This is a genomic window from Lacinutrix cladophorae (assembly GCF_053604645.1).
Genome location: NZ_JBSHNR010000079.1, coordinates 37,631 through 58,465, shown reverse-complemented (window position 1 = coordinate 58,465; position 20,835 = coordinate 37,631). Strand labels below are relative to the sequence as shown.

At 31.1% G+C, this 20,835-nt stretch carries 23 protein-coding genes; 8 read left to right on the top strand and 15 right to left on the bottom strand.

Annotation, left to right across the window (positions count from 1 at the left end; all coding sequences use genetic code 11):
* Nucleotides 1-38 precede the first annotated feature (38 nt).
* The 3 genes from ACVC3Y_RS03340 to ACVC3Y_RS03330 are packed head-to-tail and all read left to right on the top strand — an operon-like array spanning nucleotide 39 to nucleotide 3,251.
* Complete coding sequence (locus ACVC3Y_RS03340; protein ID WP_452226100.1) at nucleotides 39-638, top strand: SprT-like domain-containing protein; 600 nt, start codon at nucleotides 39-41, stop codon at nucleotides 636-638.
* A 1-nt stretch (nucleotide 639) separates the two neighbouring features.
* The gene (locus tag ACVC3Y_RS03335) at nucleotides 640-1,719 is read left to right on the top strand and encodes a mannose-1-phosphate guanylyltransferase (protein ID WP_303426095.1); all 1,080 of its coding nucleotides are present in this window, start codon (nucleotides 640-642) and stop codon (nucleotides 1,717-1,719) included.
* A gap of 50 nt (nucleotides 1,720-1,769) precedes the next feature.
* Complete coding sequence (locus ACVC3Y_RS03330; RefSeq protein ID WP_452226099.1) at nucleotides 1,770-3,251, top strand: DUF389 domain-containing protein; 1,482 nt, start codon at nucleotides 1,770-1,772, stop codon at nucleotides 3,249-3,251.
* Between the two features lie 52 nt (nucleotides 3,252-3,303).
* On the opposite strand, the gene ACVC3Y_RS03325 is transcribed toward ACVC3Y_RS03330, so the two are convergent.
* Together ACVC3Y_RS03325 and ACVC3Y_RS03320 are read right to left on the bottom strand one after the other, a co-directional pair.
* A complete protein-coding gene (locus ACVC3Y_RS03325; RefSeq protein WP_303426091.1) occupies nucleotides 3,304-4,071 on the bottom strand; it encodes an ABC transporter ATP-binding protein in 768 nt (255 codons plus the stop codon).
* Complete coding sequence (locus tag ACVC3Y_RS03320) at nucleotides 4,071-4,808, bottom strand: MlaE family ABC transporter permease (protein ID WP_303426090.1); 738 nt, start codon at nucleotides 4,806-4,808, stop codon at nucleotides 4,071-4,073. Before ACVC3Y_RS03320 ends, ACVC3Y_RS03325 begins: the two co-directional genes overlap by 1 nt.
* A 122-nt stretch (nucleotides 4,809-4,930) precedes the next feature.
* On the opposite strand from ACVC3Y_RS03320, the gene pafA reads away from it, so the two are divergent.
* Nucleotides 4,931-6,598 carry an alkaline phosphatase PafA gene (pafA, locus tag ACVC3Y_RS03315; RefSeq protein ID WP_452226098.1) on the top strand — a complete coding sequence of 556 codons (1,668 nt, stop codon included), beginning with the start codon at nucleotides 4,931-4,933 and terminating at the stop codon, nucleotides 6,596-6,598.
* Between the two features lie 55 nt (nucleotides 6,599-6,653).
* On the opposite strand, the gene ACVC3Y_RS03310 is transcribed toward pafA, so the two are convergent.
* The 7 genes from ACVC3Y_RS03310 to rsfS form a co-directional block, all read right to left on the bottom strand.
* Nucleotides 6,654-6,995 (bottom strand): SdpI family protein, encoded by a 342-nt coding sequence (locus tag ACVC3Y_RS03310; protein ID WP_452226097.1) that lies wholly within the window; start codon nucleotides 6,993-6,995, stop codon nucleotides 6,654-6,656.
* Nucleotides 6,992-7,258 (bottom strand): acyl-CoA-binding protein, encoded by a 267-nt coding sequence (locus ACVC3Y_RS03305; RefSeq protein ID WP_303426085.1) that lies wholly within the window; start codon nucleotides 7,256-7,258, stop codon nucleotides 6,992-6,994. The genes ACVC3Y_RS03310 and ACVC3Y_RS03305 overlap by 4 nt, the downstream gene beginning before the upstream one ends.
* Nucleotides 7,258-7,908 carry a phosphatidylserine decarboxylase family protein gene (locus ACVC3Y_RS03300; RefSeq protein WP_303426084.1) on the bottom strand — a complete coding sequence of 217 codons (651 nt, stop codon included), beginning with the start codon at nucleotides 7,906-7,908 and terminating at the stop codon, nucleotides 7,258-7,260. The genes ACVC3Y_RS03305 and ACVC3Y_RS03300 overlap by 1 nt, the downstream gene beginning before the upstream one ends.
* The gene (locus ACVC3Y_RS03295; protein WP_452226096.1) at nucleotides 7,898-8,719 is read right to left on the bottom strand and encodes a phosphatidate cytidylyltransferase; all 822 of its coding nucleotides are present in this window, start codon (nucleotides 8,717-8,719) and stop codon (nucleotides 7,898-7,900) included. The genes ACVC3Y_RS03300 and ACVC3Y_RS03295 overlap by 11 nt, the downstream gene beginning before the upstream one ends.
* 71 nt (nucleotides 8,720-8,790) lie before the next feature.
* Nucleotides 8,791-9,399, bottom strand: coding sequence for an LUD domain-containing protein (locus ACVC3Y_RS03290; protein WP_303426082.1), 609 nt, complete (start codon nucleotides 9,397-9,399; stop codon nucleotides 8,791-8,793).
* 116 nt (nucleotides 9,400-9,515) lie between these two features.
* Nucleotides 9,516-11,435, bottom strand: a complete 1,920-nt coding sequence (gene ftsH, locus ACVC3Y_RS03285) for an ATP-dependent zinc metalloprotease FtsH (RefSeq protein WP_303426081.1) — start codon at nucleotides 11,433-11,435, stop codon at nucleotides 9,516-9,518.
* A gap of 29 nt (nucleotides 11,436-11,464) precedes the next feature.
* Nucleotides 11,465-11,836, bottom strand: a complete 372-nt coding sequence (gene rsfS / locus ACVC3Y_RS03280; RefSeq protein WP_303426080.1) for a ribosome silencing factor — start codon at nucleotides 11,834-11,836, stop codon at nucleotides 11,465-11,467.
* Nucleotides 11,837-11,922: 86 nt separating this feature from the next.
* Here rsfS and ACVC3Y_RS03275 point away from each other — a divergent pair, with 86 nt between their 5' ends.
* Nucleotides 11,923-12,654 carry a biotin--[acetyl-CoA-carboxylase] ligase gene (locus ACVC3Y_RS03275; RefSeq protein WP_303426079.1) on the top strand — a complete coding sequence of 244 codons (732 nt, stop codon included), beginning with the start codon at nucleotides 11,923-11,925 and terminating at the stop codon, nucleotides 12,652-12,654.
* Here ACVC3Y_RS03275 and ACVC3Y_RS03270 read toward each other — a convergent pair.
* Nucleotides 12,651-13,046, bottom strand: a complete 396-nt coding sequence (locus ACVC3Y_RS03270) for an SRPBCC family protein (RefSeq protein WP_303426078.1) — start codon at nucleotides 13,044-13,046, stop codon at nucleotides 12,651-12,653. The genes ACVC3Y_RS03275 and ACVC3Y_RS03270 overlap by 4 nt on opposite strands.
* Nucleotides 13,047-13,113: 67 nt before the next feature.
* Entirely contained in the window at nucleotides 13,114-13,758 is a 645-nt protein-coding gene (gene pyrE / locus ACVC3Y_RS03265) for an orotate phosphoribosyltransferase (RefSeq protein WP_303426076.1), read from the bottom strand.
* Nucleotides 13,759-13,849: 91 nt separating this feature from the next.
* Between pyrE and ACVC3Y_RS03260 the strand changes: the two genes are divergently transcribed.
* Nucleotides 13,850-14,431 carry an NUDIX hydrolase gene (locus ACVC3Y_RS03260; RefSeq protein WP_452226119.1) on the top strand — a complete coding sequence of 194 codons (582 nt, stop codon included), beginning with the start codon at nucleotides 13,850-13,852 and terminating at the stop codon, nucleotides 14,429-14,431.
* 3 nt (nucleotides 14,432-14,434) lie between these two features.
* Here ACVC3Y_RS03260 and ACVC3Y_RS03255 read toward each other — a convergent pair whose 3' ends face one another.
* Nucleotides 14,435-16,168 carry a M14 family metallopeptidase gene (locus tag ACVC3Y_RS03255; RefSeq protein WP_452226095.1) on the bottom strand — a complete coding sequence of 578 codons (1,734 nt, stop codon included), beginning with the start codon at nucleotides 16,166-16,168 and terminating at the stop codon, nucleotides 14,435-14,437.
* 99 nt (nucleotides 16,169-16,267) lie between these two features.
* Here ACVC3Y_RS03255 and ACVC3Y_RS03250 point away from each other — a divergent pair, with 99 nt between their 5' ends.
* Nucleotides 16,268-17,929, top strand: coding sequence for a SulP family inorganic anion transporter (locus tag ACVC3Y_RS03250; RefSeq protein ID WP_303426073.1), 1,662 nt, complete (start codon nucleotides 16,268-16,270; stop codon nucleotides 17,927-17,929).
* A gap of 44 nt (nucleotides 17,930-17,973) precedes the next feature.
* On the opposite strand, the gene coaD is transcribed toward ACVC3Y_RS03250, so the two are convergent.
* The 3 genes from coaD to ACVC3Y_RS03235 form a co-directional block, all read right to left on the bottom strand.
* Nucleotides 17,974-18,429: a pantetheine-phosphate adenylyltransferase gene (gene coaD / locus ACVC3Y_RS03245; RefSeq protein WP_303426072.1), complete on the bottom strand. Its 456-nt coding sequence runs from the start codon at nucleotides 18,427-18,429 to the stop codon at nucleotides 17,974-17,976.
* An 82-nt stretch (nucleotides 18,430-18,511) separates the two neighbouring features.
* Nucleotides 18,512-19,120 (bottom strand): zinc-ribbon domain-containing protein, encoded by a 609-nt coding sequence (locus ACVC3Y_RS03240; RefSeq protein ID WP_452226094.1) that lies wholly within the window; start codon nucleotides 19,118-19,120, stop codon nucleotides 18,512-18,514.
* A gap of 10 nt (nucleotides 19,121-19,130) precedes the next feature.
* Nucleotides 19,131-20,105 carry a D-alanine--D-alanine ligase gene (locus tag ACVC3Y_RS03235; RefSeq protein WP_452226093.1) on the bottom strand — a complete coding sequence of 325 codons (975 nt, stop codon included), beginning with the start codon at nucleotides 20,103-20,105 and terminating at the stop codon, nucleotides 19,131-19,133.
* Nucleotides 20,106-20,254: 149 nt separating this feature from the next.
* Here ACVC3Y_RS03235 and ACVC3Y_RS03230 point away from each other — a divergent pair, with 149 nt between their 5' ends.
* The gene (locus ACVC3Y_RS03230) at nucleotides 20,255-20,809 is read left to right on the top strand and encodes a PASTA domain-containing protein (protein WP_303426068.1); all 555 of its coding nucleotides are present in this window, start codon (nucleotides 20,255-20,257) and stop codon (nucleotides 20,807-20,809) included.
* Nucleotides 20,810-20,835 lie beyond the last annotated feature (26 nt).

Genomic DNA, 20,835 nt, shown 5'->3' with positions numbered 1-20,835 from the left:
CTTTTACTAAGTCCAATAGATAAACTATTTTAGCCATCATGCAAAATACGCTAAATAACTATATTCCAGAGCAAGCTGTTCCTCATGTTTTAAACTTATTAAACCATGATAATTTGGTGGTGAAAGTTAAAAAGGAGCGAAAAACGAGACATGGAGATTATAGAAAACTTCCAAATAATAAACACCAAATATCCATAAATGCGAATCTTAATAAATATCGGTTTTTAATAACGTTAATTCATGAAATTGCACACTTAGAAGCCTTTCAAAAATATGGAAACCTTATAAAACCGCATGGTAAAGAATGGAAAGAAACATTTCAGCATTTAATGCTTCCTGTTTTAAATCCAGATGTATTTCCTATGCAATTATTACCATTATTGGCAAAACATTTTAAAAACCCAAAAGCTTCTAGCGACACAGACACGCAATTGGCCTTAGCTTTAAAGCAGTTCGACGAACCAAATAATAAAGACTATGTTTTTCAAGTACCTTTGGGTAAATCTTTTAAACTTTACAATGGTAGAGTATTTGTTAAAGGACAAAAACGAGTTAAACGTATTGAGTGTATAGAAGTTACTACAGGAAAAATGTATCTTTTCAATCCCAATGCAGAAGTAGAAATATTAAATGAGTAAAATGAACAAAAATAATTATGCCATATTAATGGCTGGAGGAGTAGGATCAAGGTTTTGGCCAATAAGTACAAAAGAGTTTCCAAAGCAGTTTCACGATATGTTGGGAACAGGAGAAACGCTTATTCAAAAAACATTTAATCGTTTAGCAAAAATAATTCCGCAAGAAAATATATTCATTCTAACAAATGAAAAATATAACGATTTGGTTTTCGAACAATTGCCTCAAGTAACCAAACGTCAAGTAGTATTAGAACCTGCTATGCGAAATACAGCTCCCTGTATTTTATATGCATCCTTAAAAATTCAGAAAGAAAATGAAGATGCAGTTATGATAGTTGCACCAAGTGATCATTGGATAGAAGACGAAAATACATTTACACAAAATGTGCAACAAGCTTTTAATTTTTGTGCAGACAACGATGCCCTAATGACACTTGGGATTAAACCAACATTTCCTAATACTGGTTTTGGTTATATTGAATTTGATAAAAAAACTAGTACAGCAATAAAAAATGTAAACCAGTTTCGAGAAAAGCCAAATTACGAAACAGCGAAAGAGTTTATCGCACAAGGGAATTTTTTATGGAATGCAGGGATTTTTATGTGGAGTGTAAAAAGTGTCGTACAAGCTTTTAAAAATAATCAACCAGAATTATTTGCTTTATTTTCGCAAGGAACTGCTGTTTATAATACAGAATTTGAAGATGATTTTATTTTAGAAAATTATCCAAAGGCCGAAAACATATCTGTAGATTATGCCATCATGGAAAAATCTAAAAATGTATATGTATTACCTGCAGAATTCGATTGGAATGATCTTGGAACCTGGGGGAGTTTATATGATAAATTAGATAAGGATCAAAACAATAATGCTGTTGTTAATGCTAAAACATTAACCCATGATGCTTCGGGTAATATGATACGTTCCAAAAAAGGTAAAGTAGTAGTAGTTGATGGATTAGAAGATTATATTATTGTAGATAAAGACGAAGTATTACTTATCTTTCCAAAGGCAAAAGAGCAGGATATTAAAAAAGTACTTCAAAATGTAAAAAATACTTTTGGCGAACAATATGAATAAAATGATTTTTTGTTATTTTAACAAGATCTAAGGATTATGCATGATTAACTATGAGTGAAGAAAATAAATTTAATTTTTCTGAGGAAGAAAATACTGCTAAAGATGAAGCTGTAAAGCAATCTAAAAAAGCAGTACAAGAGGGAGCAAAAGGATTATTGCAAAGTATAAAACATTTTTTTAGCGAACTCTTAGATTTTAGAGAAGATACCGATAGAGACGCAACTATAGAGGCTATAAAAGGAGATATTCCTTTTAAAGGTGCAACTGCATGGATTTTAATTTGCTCTATTTTTGTAGCATCTGTAGGTTTAAATGCAAATTCTACAGCGGTTGTAATTGGAGCCATGTTAATTTCGCCATTAATGGGACCAATTCTTGGAATTGGACTTTCGGTGGCTATTAATGATATTGATACCTTAAAAAAATCGTTAATCAATTTTGGTGTCATGATTTTGCTAAGTGTACTTACCGCTTTTTTATTCTTTAAATTTTTTCCTTTACAAGAACAATCCTCCGAATTATTAGCCAGAACAAAGCCTGATATTCGCGATGTTTTGATTGCATTTTTTGGTGGTTTAGCATTAATTATTGCACGAACAAAAAGAGGTACTATTGCTTCGGTAATTTTTGGAGTAGCAATTGCTACAGCATTAATGCCACCATTATGTACGGTTGGTTATGGATTAGCTTATGCTTTAAATGATGATCTTTCGGTAGGTTTAAAGTTTGCATCAGGAGCAATGTATTTGTTTATTATAAATACTATTTTTATTGCTCTAGCAACATTTTTAGTGCTTAAAGTACTTCGTTTTCCTATGCTTAAATATGCTAATTCGGCAAAACGTAAACGTATTTCAAGACTAGCGTCTTTTGTTGCTATTTTAGTCATGATTCCAGCTGTACTTACTTTCTTAAATGTATTACGTGAAAGTAATTTTAACAACGATGCAAAACGATTTATTTCTCATGAATTAGAAGCATTACCTAATGCAAGTTATATAAAAAAGAATGCTGCTATTGTTTATAATCCTACCGATATATCTACCATAGAATTAACTACTTTTGGTGCAGATGAAATTCCAGAAGCGACCGTTGCCGTTTTGCAACAGCGTTTTAATAATTATACTGCATTAAAAGAAGCCAAATTACAGGTGAATCAAGTCAAGAATAGAATTGTAAATAATCTGGAATATATGGAAGAATTGCGAACACGTGATTCTCTAGATTTGATGTCGCAACAACAAAAAATCGCCTATTTAGAAGACAAAGTGAGAAGGCTTTCTAAGTTTGAAAAAGACTTCATTCCTTTTGAAGAATTAAGCCTTGAAGTGAAAATTAATTATGAAAATGTAGAGCAATTCTCCTATGCAAATGTGATACATTCTAACTTTTCGAAGCTAGATACGGTTGCTGTTTTTACAGTAAAATGGAACGATTCACTTACTACTCCAGAACGTAGAGTAAAAGACAAAAAGAAATTAGAAAGCTGGTTGAAATTAAAGTTGAAACTGGATACGCTAGTTGTACAATAACAAGGCAATAATGTATGCTCCTATATGGAGCATGCGCTTTTGTTAAAGTTGTTTACTGATGCTCTTTCAAGTACATTTTGCGTACTTTTTTAAACAGTTCAGAAGAGTAAACAAAGTCTGTTACAACTTTATTATCTGTAATAAAAATGTTTTCTTTAGAGCCTTCCCAAGCTTTTAAGCCATCTTTTAAAAACACAATTTTTTCTCCAATTTCCATTACAGAATTCATGTCGTGTGTATTAATAATGGTTGTTATATTATATTCGTCTGTAATTTCTTGAATTAAATTATCGATTACAATTGCTGTTTTAGGATCTAATCCAGAATTTGGTTCATCGCAAAATAAATATTTTGGTTTATTTACTATCGCTCTTGCAATAGCAACACGTTTTTGCATACCACCAGAAGCTTCACTAGGCATTTTGTTATGTGCATCTGGAAGATTAACACGTTTTAAAACAAAATCTACACGATCCTGCATCTCGCTTTTACTTTGTTTGGTAAACATACGTAAAGGAAACATGACATTTTCAGCAATAGTCATAGAATCAAATAAAGCAGAGCCTTGAAATACCATACCCATTTCACTCCGTAAATTTCGTTTTTGATCACTAGTTAATTCGGAGTATATATTACCATCATAGGTTATAGTTCCTTCATCTTTTTCAAAAAGCCCTAATAAACATTTTAAAAAAACGGTTTTACCAGAACCACTTTGACCAATAACTAAACTGGTTTTTCCATTTTCAAAAGTAGTGCTAATTCCTTTTAAAATATGAGCGTCGCCAAAAGACTTATGTATATTTTTTACCTCTATCATTAGCTTAGCAACATTTGAGTTAATATATAATTTAAAAGAATGATTACCACACTTGTCCAAACAAAAGATGTAGTACTTGCTTTACCAACTTCTAATGCTCCACCTTTCATGAAAAATCCATGAAAAGAAGGTATGGTTGCTAGTAAGAATGCAAATGCAAAAGTTTTAATGAACGCATATGCTATATGAAATGGAATAAAATCGGTTTGAATACCAATAATATAATCATCTATAGAACTATAACCTCCAAAAAAACATGCAGCCATTCCACCAACAATACCTAAAAACATGGCAATAGATATTACAAAAGGGTAGAGCATAAGTGCTATAAATTTAGGGAAAACTAAATAGTTAATTGCGTTTATCCCCATAACTTCTAAAGCATCGATTTGCTCGGTAACCCGCATAGTACCTATGCTTGATGTGATAAATGACCCTACCTTTCCAGCCATGATAATTGAAATAAAAGTAGGAGCAAACTCTAATATAATAGATTGTCTGGTGGCAAAACCAACCAAATATTTTGGTATTAAAGGGTTGTCAATATTTAATGCCGTTTGTATAGTAACTACACCACCAACAAAAAAGGAAATAAAGGCAACAATACCTAGGGAGCCCATGATGAGGTCATCAATATCTTTAAAGATTAATGTTTTCATTACAGACCATTTTGTAGGTTTGCGAAACATGTCTTTAATCATTATAAAGTAAGCTCCTATATTATGAAGGTATGTCATAAACAAATTTGTTAATGCTAAAGTATAAAACTAAGACGTATTTAACGATAAATTAATTGAAAAAGGAAAATTTAAAAGCTATAAATCTGTATTTTTGAAAAAATAAATTTAATCATACTATTATGAAACCTTTATTATACATTTTTGCTTTCTCTTTATTTTTTGGATGTAAAGCGCAAACGAACTACACTACACAAACTAATCTAGAAGCTAAAATAGAGTTAAACGCAAGACCAAAATTAGTTGTTGGTATTGTTGTCGATCAAATGCGATACGATTATTTAACCCGTTTTTATAAAAAGTTTGGAGAAGGTGGCTTTAAAAAATTAATGAACGATGGATTTAATTGTAAAAATAATCATTACAATTATATACCAACATATACAGGTCCAGGACATACTTCTATATATACTGGAACAACTCCAAAAAACCACGGTATTATTGCTAATAATTGGTATGATAAAGAGATTAAAAAATCGGTCTATTGTGCAGGAGATGATACAGAGAACTCTGTTGGTACAACGGCAACATCTGGTCAAATGTCACCACGTAGAATGAAAACAACAACCTTTGCAGATGAAAATAGATTGTTTACGCAAATGCGTGGAAAAACGATAGGTGTTTCTGTAAAAGATAGAGGCGCAATTTTACCTGCAGGCCATACAGCAAATGCAGCATATTGGTTTCATGGAAAAGAGGAAGGTAACTGGATTACAAGTACATATTATAGAAATGATTTGCCGAATTGGGTTATTGATTTCAATGCTTCAGATGCTGCAGCATCTTACTTAAAACCATGGAGTACATTACATGATATTAATACATATACTGAAAGTGGCACAGATTTAAATACTTTTGAAGGAGGTTTTAAGGGTAAAGAAACTGCAACATTTCCTTATGACTTAAAAGCATTAAGTAAAGAAAATAACGGATTTGATATTTTAAAGGCTACTGCTTATGGAAATGCTTTAACTGCCGATTTTGCTATAGCTGCAATAGATGGAGAGCATTTAGGACAAGATAATATTACAGATGTTTTGGCAGTGAGTTTTTCTAGTACAGATTATGTTGGACATAATTTTGGAGTGAACTCTAAAGAAATACAAGATACATACTTACGATTAGATAAAGATATCGAGCGTATTATTAATGCTCTAGATGCTAAAGTTGGAAAAGGCGAATATACTTTATTTCTAACATCAGATCATGGTGCAGTAGATGTACCGTCGTATTTGCAAAGTGTAAACATACCTTCTGGTTATTTTGATTCTAAAGATTTTAAAAGCAAGTTAAGTAGCTTTATATCTAAAAGATTTGGAGCTAGTGATTTATTAGAAAACGGAAGTAATAATCAAATATTTTTAAATAGAGAGCGTATCGCTTTATTGGGCTTAAATTTAGAAGATGTGCAAGAAGCAATAGTAAATGAGCTTATCACATATAAAAATATAGATAAAGTATATTCTGCGACTACTATGCAAACTACAGATTTTACTAGCGGAATTGAAGAACTATTACAAAATGGATTTAACCAAAAACGTTCTGGAGATATTTTAGCAGTTTTAGATCCTGCGGTTATATCTTATAGCAAAACAGGTTCTACTCACGGTTCTGGTTTAAATTACGATACACATGTGCCACTTTTATTCTATGGTAAAGGAATAACAAAAGGAAGTACTTATCAAAAGACGGTAATTACAGATATTGCTCCTACAATTTCTGCTCTTTTAGGAACTAGTTTCCCTAATGGTGCTACAGGAATTCCTTTAGAGTTTGTGCTTAAAGAATAATGGTTTTCCATTTTTGATTTAGTGGAAATAATCTACATAAAAAAAGGCTTAAAAATTATATGTTTTTAAGTCTTTTTTCTGTTTTTATAAGTAGGAATATAACAGAACCAATAATTAAAATAACATTGATTATTTTTTCTGAAGCTCCATAACGAATAGAAAAGAAACTATTTATAAGAGAAATTATTAGAAGTACAAGACCAATTATAGTTAATAATCTAGCAGCGTATTTTTGTGCGAAATCCCATTTTTTCTGATTTTGCATCGAACGATTCGTTCGGTAACCATACAGGCTATTTATTTTCTTTGGTGGAAATATTTGCATGAAAACTCCTGTTATTATAAATATAATACCAACTAAAGCAAGTATTTCTAACAAGAAGTTAAAGGGTATCATTTTCTATATAAAAAGTAATTATTTACTAAATCAATGTAGGTTTGTTTTGCTTGATCTTCTGTAATACTTTGAATTTGAAATAAAGCATTCGTTTTAAATGCGTTTATAATTTCTTTCTTACTACTAGGTCTACTATAGTCGTTTGTAGCCTTTTTATAATAAGCATATAAACGTAACAAGAAATCTGCAGGAAATGGACCTTCATGCATATTTATTCTTGCAACTGCATCTTTAAATGCTATATCTAATTCTTCAGAAGTCATTATTTTTCTGCTATAATACTTTCGCCACCACGTACTTTTTGGTTAATCGAAACATTAATCTTGGTATCTAAAGGTAAATATAAATCTACTCTCGAACCAAATTTAATAAAACCAGAATCGCTACCTTGCGTTGCAGTATCTCCTTCTTTAGCATAGTTAACAATACGTTTAGCTAGAGCACCTGCAATCTGCCTGTATAGTACTTTACCGTAAGTATCGTTTTCTACTACTACAGTAGTACGTTCGTTTTCTTCGCTAGCTTTTGGGTGCCAAGCAACTAAGTATTTTCCTGGATGGTATTTGCTAAATAAGACTTTTCCGTTTATTGGGTAACGTGTTACATGTACATTTAAAGGCGACATAAAAACACTTACTTGTAATCTCTTTTCTTTAAAGTATTCTTTTTCAAAAACTTCTTCAATAACAACTACTTTTCCGTCTACAGGAGAAAGTACGTGATTGTTATTGTTTACCGTATTTCGTTTTGGATTTCTAAAAAACTGAAGAATTAAAATTAGAAATACACCAACGACAGTAAATAATAATATTTGAAGCCAATTTAAGGCAACAAAATTATCAATAAGTAAATAACAGCCTACAACTATAATAAATGTAATTGCTATAATTTTATAGCCTTCTTTATGAAACATAATGTGAAATTCTTAAAAATAAATAAATAAATGGAGCTGCAAATATAATACTATCAAACCTGTCTAGCAATCCTCCATGTCCAGGCATAATAACGCCACTATCTTTTACATTGGCTTGGCGTTTAAATTTAGATTCTATTAAATCTCCTAAAGTACCAAATACACTAACTATAATGCCTATTACTAACCAATATGTAAATCGTAATGTGTTGGTGTATTCGGCTATAAAATAACTAGCTATACAAGCAAATAATAGACCACCAAGAAAACCTTCTACAGTCTTTTTTGGTGAAATGCTTGGAAAAAGTTTTTGCTTTCCGAAGCGAGATCCAACCAAGTAAGCAAAGGTGTCATTAACCCAAACTAAGATAAAACAACCTAGTAAAATATTCGGATTGTACTCTGAATAATAATTTGCAATAAGGATTAAAAATACAAATGCGCTTGAAATATAAAAAGTAGTAAGAATAAATCTTTTAGAACTAAAAAGGGGAATTGTTTTTTCAGAAAACAAATCTTTAATTAAAAATAAAAGAACAAAAATGGTGATTACTTGTAGTATTTGTGTGGCTTCGTCTAAACCTATAGAAGAATTCATTACTAACTGCCAATAACCAAAAATGAAATAAAGAATAGTAAAAAGAATATAAGATATAGGGCTTTTTAATTGGATTAGTTTTTTAAACTCTGCTAAACAAATAAGACCAAAAATAAAAAATAGAATAATTAATGCATGTTTGTTATACAACGAAAAAACAAGTAGTAATACATAAATTAATCCTGAAAATGCGCGAATAGCAATATCTTTCATCTATTGGTTTTGGGTTTTTTTAAAGAACAGATGTATTGTTTTTAGTACATACATTTTTTAAAGGTTTCATCTTAAAGATCTTCTAAAAGCAGCAAATATAAGTTTTTTGAACTACTTCCATAGGTTAAGAAGTCTTTTTCATCACTAGATTTAAAGTGTTTAATGGTCGTGATGTTTGTAGGTATTTTTTGTTTGTTTTTCTTTTTTATCCCTTTTAAACCTTCTCCAATGTTTTCTACAATTTGACTAGTAGTAGCGAATACCACAAAGTTATCTGGTAATTCGTTTAATTTTTTTTCTGCTATTTGGTTAGAAGAAATAAGTAAAGACCCGTCATCAGCAATAAGATTTTCGCAGGTAGTAAGCATGTATTCTGTTTCAGGGATTTTTTTGGAAACATTTAAATTAACATTAGAAAATTTGTCTTGTAAATTTGTGTCTAGTATAAATACTTTAGCTTCTTGCCAATTATTTTCAATAATAATTTGCTGCATACAGTCAAAAATTTCATTTAAATTTTCACAATACAAGAACTTGCCACCATTAGATTTAAAGTTTATTGTAAACTTTTCATCTATTGGTAGTTTAATTTCTGGCATGTATTTGCCACGTTTGTCCGATTGTAATTCTTCTTCTGATGTATCAGATTTAGAACCAAATATTTTTCTAAAAAGACTCATTTAAATTATAGCTGGTTTTGCTTTAGCTATAGCGTTTTTCAAAGATAAAAAATCTTAAATTAACCAATGGGTTAATTTAAGATTTTAAATTAATGTTAACAATTTTTTTGAAGAAATTACTTTTCTAAAAGTGCTTCATCTTCTGTTTTAAAAGGTCTTTTTCCTAATAGCTCTTCTAAATCGTCTTTAAAAATCACTTCTCTTTCTATAAGTCTATTTGCAAGTTTGTCTAGAACATCTCTTTTCGACTCTAATAAATCTAATGCACGCTGAAATTGTGTTTCAATAATGTTTTTAATCTCATTATCAATCAATTCAGCAGTTTTCTCACTGTATGGTTTTACAAAACCATTTTCTCCAGCTGGATCATAAAAAGTTATGTTACCAACTTTTTCGTTTAGTCCATAAATCATAACCATTGCTTTTGCTTTTTTAGTTACGTTTTCTAAATCGCTTAAAGCTCCAGTAGATATTTGATTAAATACAATTTTTTCGGCAGCACGTCCTCCCATTGTTACGCATATTTCATCTAAAAACTTTTCTGTTCTTGTAATATATGCTTCTTGTGGTAAGTACCAAGCTGCACCAAGAGATCTTCCTCTAGGTACAATAGTTACTTTTACTAAAGGATCTGCATGTTCTAAAAACCAACTTACAGCAGCGTGACCAGCTTCGTGATATGCAATCGTTTTCTTTTCTTCGACAGAAAACAGGTTGCTTCTTTTTTCAAGTCCACCAACGATTCTATCTACAGCATCTAAGAAATCTTGTTTCTCTACTGCTTTTTTATTTGTTCTAGCAGCAATTAATGCAGCTTCGTTACAAAGGTTTGCAATATCTGCTCCAGAAAATCCTGGTGTTTGTTTTGCTAAAAAGTCTATATCTAAACCTTCTACTTTTTTAAGAGGTCTTAAGTGTACATCAAAAATTGCACGACGCTCTGTTAAGTTTGGTAAGTCTACAAAAATTTGTCTATCGAAACGACCTGCACGCATTAAAGCTTTATCTAAAATATCGGCTCTATTGGTTGCTGCCAAGACGATTACGTTTGTGTTTGTACCAAAACCATCCATTTCAGTTAATAATTGGTTTAAGGTGTTTTCACGTTCGTCATTAGATCCTGACATCGCGTTTTTACCTCTAGCACGACCAATAGCATCAATTTCATCAATAAAAATAATTGCAGGCGATTTTTCTTTGGCTTGTTTAAATAAATCTCTAACACGAGATGCACCAACTCCTACAAACATTTCTACAAAATCAGATCCAGATAAAGAAAAGAAAGGTACTTTAGCTTCTCCAGCTACTGCTTTAGCTAATAAGGTTTTTCCTGTTCCTGGAGGTCCTACTAATAATGCTCCTTTTGGTATTTTACCACCTAAGTTTGTGTATTTTTCTGGGTTTTTTAAGAAATCTACAATTTCTTGAACTTCTTCTTTAGCCCCTTCTAAACCAGCAACATCTTTAAAAGAAGTTTTTACTTCTGTGTTTTGATCAAAAAGTTTTGCTTTAGATTTTCCGATATTAAATATTTGGCCTCCAGCGCCACCACCAGAACCACCAGACATACGACGCATAATAAATACCCAAACTCCTATTAAAAGTATAAAAGGTATTAATCCAATCAATAAATCACCCCAAGCATTTGAAACCGTTTTATTACTTAAAATATCGTATTTACCAATTGCTTTAAGGTCGTTTTCAAAGTTCTGTAAATCACCAATTTCAAAACTATAGTTTGGTAACTTTGTAGAACTAGGTATAAAACTAGAAGGTTTAGATTTCTTGTGTATTTCTTTATTTTGCGCCTCTGTTGTTAAATAAACGTTTGCTTCGTGTCTGTTTATTATTTCCACTTTTGCTACATCATTATCTTTTGCATATTCAAAAAATTGTGATGGAGTTATTGTTTTTGCGTCTTGTAAACTACTTCCGTTTAAAAATTGCATTAGTATAAAAACGGCAATAATGCCACCATATATCCAATAATAATTAAACTTGGGTTTTTTGCTATTTGTGTTTTTTTCGTTTGCCATATTTTTTCCCACGAAAGTGGTAATCCTGTTTAATAGTTAGATTCTATAACTGTAGTTTTTGCGTCTCCCCAAAGACTCTCAATGTCATAATACTCTCTAATGTGTTTTTGAAATACATGAACAACTACGTTTACATAATCCATTAAAACCCATTCGGCATTATCTAAACCTTCTACATGCCAAGGTTTATCTTTTAAATCTTTGCTAACTTTTTTCTGTACAGAATTAACAATAGCACTTACTTGTGTGTTAGAAGTACCTTCACAAACTATAAAGTAGTCACAAACTGTATTTTCTATTTCTCGTAAATCTAGAATGTTTATATTTTGTCCTTTTACATCTTCAATTCCAGCTAATATACCTGCGATTAGTTGGTCTGGATTTGTTTGTTCTTTTGTCATTAATATGAATTAAATTTGTGCAAAGTTATTATTTTTTTAGTTCTTTATACTGTTAAAAATCTATAAGATTTAAAAGCACTAATATAATGCGTATAATCAAACTTAATGCCATCAACTCTACGAATACTTTTTTAAAAGAATTAAGTGCTAAAGAGGCTGTAATAGATTATACTGTAGTGCAAACAGATTATCAAACGAATGGGCGTGGGCAAATTGGGACTTCTTGGTCTGCTAATTCTGGTGAAAACCTTATGTTTAGTGTGGTTAAAGATATTTCTTTTTTAGGTTTCGAACAGCATTTTTATATCAGTATTACTGTAGCCCTTGCAATAATTAAGACATTAAAAGCGCATGAAGTACCTAAATTAAATATTAAATGGCCTAACGACATTTTGTCAGAAAATAAAAAAGTTTGTGGTGTTTTAATAGAAAATAGTATCAAACAAAATAAATTTAAAGACTCTATAATAGGAATTGGTATTAACGTAAATCAAATTCATTTTGAAAATTTACCACAAGCTTCGTCATTAAAAGTACAAACAGGAAAGGTTTTTGATGTAGATGAAATTTTATTTCAATGTATTGAAAACCTGAAGTACTATTTTTCGTTTTTAGAAAGTGGAAACTTAGAAGTATTAAAGACAACTTATGAAAAATACTTGTTTCGAAAAAATAAACCTTCTACGTTTAAAGACATAGAAGGAGATATGTTTTCTGGTATTATACAATCTATTTCGCAAAACGGAAAGCTTCAAGTATTATTAGAAGATAATATTATAAAGGAATACGATTTAAAAGAAATTAAGCTTTTGTATTAAACAGCTTCTGGCATATTATTGGCCAAAGTTTCAATAAACTTACTTATTGGTTTTTTTATCATCATTGCCATCATTGCGTTAAACTCTCCTGCAAAAGATAATTGTACTTCGCTAGTGTTTTCTGTAATTTCAATAATGTTGGCGGTTAAAGAAAAATCTAATTTCCCTCCAGCTGCACCTAAAACAACTTTGTTAGGAGCTTCTGTTTCTTTCTTTTTTAAAACAATTTCTGGCATCCCTTTTAAAGCAAAAAGAAATTTGTCCTTATCTAAAACTTCAAATTTGCTTATGTTTTCAGGCATTAAAGTTTCAAAATTCTTTATGTCACATAAAAAATCAAAAGTTTCTTGCGCAGATTTTTGAATGGTTGCTTTTGGAGATTGTAAATTCATTGTATTGTTTGTTGTTATTTGTTTAGTTGTTTATTGTGTTTTACAATATAACAATATTTATACTACTTCAAAAAGCGTTCCATTCACTAGGGTTTGCATTCCAATCGGATAAAGTTTGTAACTGGTCTTCAGTAATATATTTTGTATCTAATGCTTGTTCTAACAAGTTTTTATAATTACTTAAAGTGTGTAGTGTAATGTTTTCTTCTTTAAAATTTTGATCTGCAATAGCAAAACCATAAGAAAAAATGGCTACCATTCCTTTTACATTTACCTTAGCTTCTTTTAAAGCTTTTACAGCGTTTAAACTACTTTTCCCTGTGCTTATTAAGTCTTCTACAACTACAACGTTTTGTCCAGATTCTATAAATCCTTCTATTTGGTTTTTTCTACCGTGACTTTTAGCTTCAGGTCTTACATAAATAAAAGGTAGACCTAAATATTCTGCAACCAACATACCAATACCAATAGCTCCAGTAGCAACACCAGCAATGACATCTGGTTTACCATATTGCGATTCAATGTGTTTTCCCATCGTTTCACGAATATAATTTCGAATTGGCGGAAAAGATAATATGATTCTGTTGTCGCAATAAATTGGTGATTTCCATCCAGAAGCCCAAGTGAAGGGATCTTTCGGACTAAGTTTTATCGCATTAATTTGCAATAATACTTCTGCTGTTTTTTTGGCGGTATCTTTGTTAAAAATCATAGATGCAAAACTACATATAAATTTAATTTTATTGCTATTTGTTTTGAGCAAAAAAATGATATTTTTACAAAACCTAACCATACTAAAAATAATGTATCAAGTTTTTGTAAGCGATAAACCTATAGTACTTACTAATATTGTAGAAAAAGAATCTGGTTTTAAAAACTATTTGCTTGACTCTGTAGATATTCTAAAAGTTATTAAAGAGCTTAATACTACTTCCTTAAAAGAAGTTAGATTAATTCATAAAAAACCCGAAAAACTGCTTAAAAAGTTTTTGAAACTACTTCCAAATGTAGTTGCAGGTGGAGGAAAAGTTTTTAACCAAGAAGGAGAAATTCTCTTTATTTACAGAAATGATAAATGGGATTTACCAAAAGGAAAAACCGAGCCACATGAAACTATTGAAGAAACAGCAATTCGAGAAGTTGCTGAAGAAACTGGCGTTGCTGGTTTGAAAATAGTAAAACCTTTGCAAACTACGTATCATATTTTTAAGCGTAATGGTAAATATAAAATTAAGGTTACCTATTGGTTTGAAATGAAAACTAGTTTTACAGGGAAATTATATCCTCAAGAAAATGAAGGAATTACTAAAGTAGAATGGTTAAATTCCGCGCAAAGTCTAAAAGCTTTAGAAAACAGCTATGCGAATATTAAACTTTTGGTTTAGTTTCTATTTCAGTTTGTATACAGGATATTGTAAATGCGCTTTTTCATAATTTTCACTTTGTTTATGTAGCCAATCTAATTGTGCATACCAGTTATTAGCAAATTCTTTATCAAACGTTTTTTTGGTGTTAAACGCAATTTGAAGTTTTGGGTTCTTCATTAATAATTCTTTTGCTTTATCTTCCCAAACGTAAGGTGAAAACCCTTCTTTTTGTTGTAAGATGGTGTCGAAAAAATTCCAATTAAAGAAAGAATCTGGTGCTTGTGGTTCTAAAGTTTCCAATACATAACGAAGTGCTATTTGATTAGTGTGTATTATAATGTCGCCTTTTTTAAAAGACACTTTTTCTATGGAAGATTTGACAGTGGTATTATAGTGTTGGTAATGGCCTTCGTAAGGAGATTTTCTGGTCTCAAATTTGTCCACTTTATAGGATTCAACTTGTAAGATAGTGTCTTTTTTAAGTGATGCTATTGCTACATGATTTGCTTTTAACAATTCTATTACATGCCACCATCCTTGAGGAATTACATAAGCACTAGGAATACGTACAGAATCTGTTGGCTTAAAATAATTTTGGTATCTAACTTCTTTTGTAAAAGGTTTGCTTCTGTCAAACTTTAAACGTTCATTGTTTGTAATTTCACTTGGGATTTTTTTTCCTTCAAATCCTTTAAAATTTAAAGTAGAAATTTTTGTTGTGTCTACTATCCAGTTTAAAGGGTACGTTTTATTTTTTAGTAGTTTTTGATTATGGTTTTTGCGAAGCGTTTTAATTTTGTCACTATCTGCTTCCGTAATTTCAAGCATGCTTTTCATGAGTTCGTAAGTGCCTTCGACTCTTTGTTTGTAGGGTTTAAGCATGTGTGTTTCAACCATCATTCCTAAAGTATTAAATAAAGTGGTGTAACCTGTAGAATATCTTGGCGAATCCATAAACTGACTAAATCCTGCTTCTGGAACTTTATTAAACACATTAACATAAGGAGTGATGTCCCAATTTTTAGTGGCTAGTTTTTCTTCTAGTTTTGGCATCATTTCCGAGTGTAAATAGTTGCCTAAATCACCACCAAGTTTATTGTGCTGTGTAAATAAATGAGTTAAGGTATATTGGTAATCTGCACCATTACTGACATGGTTATCTATAAAAACGTCTGGTTGTACTAAATGAAATATTTGCGCAAAGGTTCTCGCGTTTTTGGTGTCACTTTTTATAAAATCTCTGTTCAAGTCGTAATTTCTAGCATTTCCTCTAAAACCATATTCTTTTGGCCCGTTTTGGTTGGTTCTTGTTGTGGTGTTTCTATTTAGACTTCCACCAATATTGTAAATAGGAATAGTAACTAAAACCGTGTTCTGTGGTGCTTTTATTTTTTGTTGTGCGATGTCTCGGAATAATAGCATGGTAGCATCAATGCCATCCGATTCTCCTGGATGAATGCCGTTATTAATTAATATAATACGTTTGTTTTTTCTTATTTCCGAAAAGTTGAAACTCTTTCCGTAATTTAACGTGACTATATGTAAAGGTTTCCCAGAATCTGTTTCACCAATTGCTTGTATCGAGATTTCTGGAAATTCTTCCGCTAACTGCGAATAGTATTGAATTACTTCTTTATAGCTAGCAGTTTCAGTGCCTTGGCTTTTTTCGAAAGTAGTTGTAAAATCAAAATTTGATTTGTTTTTTTCCGAAGAACAAGAAGTCAATATAATAAGAAGCAATAAAAATTTCTTCATTTTTCAAACGTTTTAGTAGCTAATAAAAGTACAAATATAGTAATATGCACTTGCGTTTCTGTTAATTAACAGTACTTTTGCTGCTTCAAAAACAATGACATGACAGAGTTTATAAGAAAAATAGTTCCAAATGCAAAGGACGATGTGTTAGCAGGAATTACTGTTTCTCTAGCAATGATACCAGAAGTAGTGGCATTTGCCTTTGTTGCACAGATAGATCCTCTAATGGCTTTATCTGGAGCATTTATAATTGGTTTAATAACAGCTATTTTTGGGGGAAGACCAGGCTTAATTTCGGGAGCGGCAGGAGCGGTTGCTGTTATTTTTGTGAGTATGATTGCAGATGGGCATACCAAAGGAATGTTAATGGATACACCTATTGAAAACATGGGGTTTTTCTATTTAATGGCTTGTGTGGTGCTCATGGGAATTATTCAGATTTTTGCAGGTGTTTTTAAATTAGGACGCTTTGTTCGTTTAATTCCGCACCCTGTAATGATGGGATTTGTTAATGGTTTGTCGATTGTGATTTTTATGGCACAAGTAAAAATGTTTTCCCATAAATCTTTACAAGTTTCTGCTGCAGGAGTAAAAGAATATGTTAGTACTTATATGCAAGGAACCGAATTATATACTATGATTGGCTTGGTATTGCTAACAATGGGGATCATTTGGGGATTGCCAAAAATCACAAAAAAATTACCAGCAGCATTAACAGCTATTTTAGTAACGAGTCTTATTGTAGTTGGTTTTAATATGGATGTTTCTACAGTAGGGTCTTATATCATTGAAGGAGGAGGGACAGGTTTAAAAGGAGTGTTTCCAACACCAAACATGGAGCTTTGGGAAAAATTACCTTTTAATTTAGATACCTTAAAATTTATTGCATTACCAGCATTTTTAGCAGCTTCCGTTGGTTTAATTGAGTCATTAATGACAATGAATTTAGTAGATGAATTAACAGAAACAAGAGGAAACGGAAATAGAGAATGTGTTGCCCAAGGAGCAGGAAATATTGTTTCTGGTTTGTTTGGCGGAACAGGAGGTTGTGGTATGATTGGTCAAACCGTAATTAATATTAATGCAGGAGGAAGAGGGAGATTGTCTGGAATCATGATGGCAGTTACTTTATTGTCATTTATCTTATTTGCAGATAAATTGATTGAAATGGTGCCAATTGCAGCGTTAGTTGGCGTTATGTTTATGATGGTTATTGAAACTTTTGCTTGGTCTAGTTTTAGAATTTTAAAGAAAATACCATTGTCTGATGCTATTGTGCTTATTACCGTTTCATTAGTTACAGTATTTGTAGATTTAGCAGTAGCAGTATTTGTTGGAGTAATTATTTCGGCATTAGTTTTTGCCTGGGAAAATGCCAAGAAAATTAGAGCAAGGAAACGTGTAAAAGAAGATGGAACGAAAGTTTATGAAATTTGGGGACCATTATTTTTTGGAAGTATTCAGGCATTTAATGAAAAGTTTGATGCGAAAAATGATCCAGAGAAAGTAGAGATTGATTTTGTAGAATCTCGTATTAGTGATCATTCTGCTATTGAAGCTATTTTTAATTTAGTGGAAAAATATCAAGCAGAAGGAAAAAGTATAAAATTAAAACATTTAAGTGAAGACTGTAAGGTGTTGTTATATAAAGCAAGTCCAAAGTTTAGAGGTGTTATAGAGGAAGATGTAGATGATCCTAGATATCATTTAGCAGCTAACCCTGAAGATTTCCCTAAACCACTTTCAGAATATAAGTTTTAAAAAAAAAGCGAGCCAATTGGCTCGCTTTTTTTTTAGTAGTGGTGTTATTTAACTCGAACACTATCTGGAACTAAAACCGTGTAATCCCCATTGTTTCTAATAACCTCTCGAACAATACTAGAACTTATATAGGATGTTCTGGCAGCGGTTAAAAGGAAAACGGTTTCTATTTTTGATAATTTTCTGTTGGTGTGTGCAATAGCTTTTTCAAATTCAAAATCGGCAGGATTTCTTAGGCCTCGCAATATAAATTCCGATTCCATTTCTTTACAAAAATCGATTGTTAAACCTTTATAGGTTACCACTTTTACTTTTGGCTCGTCTTTAAAAGATTCTTCTAAAAAACGCTTTCTATCTTCTAACGAAAACATGTATTTTTTTTCAGAGTTTACTCCAATTGCAACAATAACTTCATCAAAAAGTTTAACGCCACGTTTAATGATATCATAGTGACCAAGGGTTATAGGATCGAAAGATCCAGGAAAAAGTGCTCGTCTCATAATTGTATCCTTATTACTTAAGGCGTTTTATTGTTAGTAGTATAAATATAGAAATATTAATTTAATGATTTGTATATACTGTTTACTTTCTGTCTACTTCAAAAATATTGCCGTTATTAAATAAATGTTGTAATTCTGTTTTAGAAAAAGAATCTATTTTAGTGGTGTAGTTTTCGTCTTTATTTATTCTATATATATTGGATCTTCTAAATAAGTCAAAGTCATTTCTAATTACAAAAATACTATCCTTTGTTACTCTATTCACCTTCATAGTGGTATAGTAACCCTTTTTTGCAGCTTCAATGGTATACATATCTCCAACTTTTGGTTCTTGTATATAATTTGCGTCATTTATTTCGTCTTTTTTACTTAAATAAAATGCTAAATAAATAAGACAAGCAAGTATTGCAAGACCACTATAATACCAAAGCGGTGTTTTGATTCCTGTCATTTCACGCTGAAATTTATGCTTTACAGGTTCTGGAGCTTCTTTAATGTTATAGGTTCTGTAACAAGAGTTGCACTCTACAATTGTCTTTTTTCTTAGCGGAAACATTGGAACCCAATAAAAGTGTACATATTTTCCAAAAACAGTAAAAGTAAGAGTTGTTACCTCTTTGCAGTTAGGACAAGTGACATTACTAATCTGACCTCTTTTAATTTTAGAATTTTTAGTGCCAAAGAAAAACATAGTTAACGTATTACTTTAATGCTTCTGTTATTGCGTTATCAAATAATTCTGGAAGTGTTATTCCTGCAACTGCTGCTTGTTGCGGTAAAATACTTTCTTTGGTTAAACCAGGAATGGTATTAACCTCTAATAAATGTGGTTCTCCATCTTTAAAAATAAATTCACTTCGACTAAAGCCTTTCATTTTTAAAATTTCGTACACTTTTTTTGCGATAGTATTCACTTTTTCTTCTTGGCCTTTGGTTAGTCTAGCAGGAGTGATCTCTTGCGATTCGCCTAAATACTTTGCTTTATAATCAAAAAAATCATTGTTAGGTACAATCTCTGTAATGGGTAAAACCTTAGTTTCTCCTTTATAGGTAATTACACCAACAGAAACTTCAGTGCCATCTAAAAAAGATTCAATTATAATTTCATCATCTTCTTTAAAAGCAACGTCGATGGCATTTTGTAAATCTTCCTTTTTATACACTTTAGTAATCCCGAAGCTACTTCCAGCTTTATTGGCTTTCACAAAACAAGGTAAGCCTACTTTTTTAACAATAGCGTCTTCTTGGATTGTATCTCCAAGATTTATATAAAAACTTTCGGCAGTTTTAATTCCATAAGGTTTTAAAATACTTAAACAATCACGTTTGTTAAACGTTACACTTGCTTGGTACATGCCACAGCTGGTTTGCGGAATATTTAACAAGTTAAAGTATGCTTGCATATAACCATCTTCTCCAGGAGCACCATGAATAGCATTAAAAACACAATCAAAAGTTATTTTTGTTTCATTAATGGTAACCGAAAAATCATTTCTGTCAATGGCAAACTCCTTGTTGTAAACATCGACATAAACCCATTTGTCTTTAAAAATGTGAATTCTGTACGTGTTGTATTTAGTAGCATCAAGCATTTCGTGTACAACGTTTCCGCTTTTTAGTGAGATTTTGTATTCGCTAGAATATCCTCCCATTATAATGGCAATGTTTTTTTTCATATTTATTTCCCACACAAGTGGTAAACTTGTTAATTATACTAGTTTTATATAATAAATAGTACTTATTATTAGTTAAGCTAAAATATCATTAATTAATCAAAAGTAAAAACAGTTCTGTTTTTATATATTTGCCTATCTAAAATAAGATCATGAGCATTGTTAAATTTATTACCAGTAAAACATTTTTAAAACAACTTGGATTGGCTTTTTTGGCTATAGCAGTACTGACTTTTCTTATGTTAAGATGGTTGAGTTATACTACTAATCATGGCGATTTTGAAACCGTTCCAGAATTAAAAGGAAAATCTATTGATGTTGCCGAAATAGAGCTGAAAGAGAATAATCTAGTAATGCAAATACAAGATTCTGCCAATTTTAATCCAAAATATCCAAAATTTTCTGTTATCGATCAAGATCCTCCTTCTGGCGAAAAAGTAAAAGAAAATCGTAAAATTTATTTAACATTAAATCCTTCAGGTTACCGAAAAATACAAGTTCCAGATTTAAGAGAACGTACCTATCGACAAGCAAAACCAATGTTAGAAGCTTTAGGCTTTACTATTGGTAAAAAAACATATATTGATTATTTAGGTAAGGATGAGGTTGTGAAATTATCCTTTGAAGGAAAAACACTAAAAGCTGGAGACTTACTACCAAAAACTTCTAAAATAGATGTAGTTTTAGGAAACGGAAAAAGACCTTAGTCTTTTAAATTAAACGATTGTAAAGA